At 63.6% G+C, this 1,330-nt stretch carries 2 protein-coding genes; one reads left to right on the forward strand and one right to left on the reverse strand.

All coding sequences use genetic code 11. The features are described from left to right. A partial coding sequence (locus SLW56_RS20760; RefSeq protein ID WP_320695405.1) for a hypothetical protein occupies nucleotides 1–185 on the reverse strand: 185 nt, incomplete at its 3' end. Here SLW56_RS20760 and SLW56_RS20765 point away from each other — a divergent pair. Continuing rightward, the coding region (locus SLW56_RS20765) for a condensation domain-containing protein (RefSeq protein ID WP_320695406.1) at nucleotides 160–1,330 on the forward strand (1,171 nt) is incomplete at its 3' end. The genes SLW56_RS20760 and SLW56_RS20765 overlap by 26 nt on opposite strands.

Raw genomic sequence — 1,330 nt, forward strand, 5'->3', positions numbered from 1 at the left:
GGCAGGATCGGAACGCCGCCAGCGGCCGCTGTTGTTGCCGCAAGCGTTGTGCTGCCTTCCGTATCGGCATCGGTATCGGTATCGGCGTCCGCGCTCGCGCCGTTGCCACGCGTGCCTGCCCGTATTACCGAATATCCAGCCTCTTCGGCGCAGACCGCGATGTGGCTGGTCGACAGGATGGCCAATGGCAGCAGCCATTACAACGTCCCCTTCGCCACCGCGACCGGCGCGGATTTCGATGTCCAGGTGGCCAAACGTGCGCTGCTGTGGTTGATCGCCAGGCACGAGCCGTTACGGACTGTGTTCAGCGACGACAATGGAACCTTGCTCCAGCGCGTATTGCCGATGGAGCGCGTCGTGCTCGAATTCGAGCACCGGAACTTCGACGGCGCAAGCGACGCCGCATGGCGCGCCGCGCTGGTCACCGCCAGCCGCGAGCAGGCTCACCACTGCTTCGATCTGCAATGCGACACCCTGCTGCGCGGCGTGCACCTGCAACGGGACGGGCATGGCTGGTTGTTGCTCAATGCCCATCACATCGCGGTGGACGGTTGGTCGATCTCCGTTTTCTGGTCGGAGTTCGTGCAGGTCTGCGCAGCGCTGGCCGATGGCCGCGAACCGGTGCTGCCGGCATTGCAACTGCGCTACATCGACTACACCGCCTGGCAGGACATCTATCTGGCCAGCCCCGCCGCGGAGCGAAGCCGCGCCTATTGGCGCGGTCAGCTGAGCGATCTGCCGCCACGACATGGCCTGCCGCTACTGGAAGAAGGCCAGCACTACGCAGGCAGCGCGGGAGAGAGCTATCAATGGCGACTTCCCGCAGAAACAGGCAGGAAACTGGAGGCGCTGGCCGCACGTCAGGGCGTAAGCACCTTCATGCTGGTTCACGCCGCGCTGAGCGTCCTGGTGGCTCGTTACTCCGGCAACCATGATGTCGTGATCGGCACTCCCACCGCCAACCGGGCCATGTCGGAGTTCGAACCCGTCGTCGGCCTGTTCACCAATACCCTTGTACTGCGCACGGATTGCGACGCCGGACAGACATTGGCCGGATACCTCGAGCAGGTGCGCAGGGTGAACCTGGAAGCGTTCGAACACCAGCACCTGCCGTTCGAGTCCTTGGTGGAGCTGCTCAATCCGCCGCGCAGCGAGTGTTATGCGCCGTTGTTCCAGATCCTGCTGACCACCGATATCGAAGGCAGGCAGGAGCGTGCTTCCAGCGCGGGTGGCGTCGGATTCTCCGAAGATTCGCAGGAGAAGGTGGACCTTGCCTGCCACGTATCGCTGAACGAGCATGCGTTCCACATCAGCATCGGTTATCGACAGC

It is taken from the genome of Xanthomonas sp. LF07-6 (genome assembly GCF_034105445.1).
In the GTDB taxonomy this organism is placed as follows: domain Bacteria; phylum Pseudomonadota; class Gammaproteobacteria; order Xanthomonadales; family Xanthomonadaceae; genus Xanthomonas_A; species Xanthomonas_A sontii.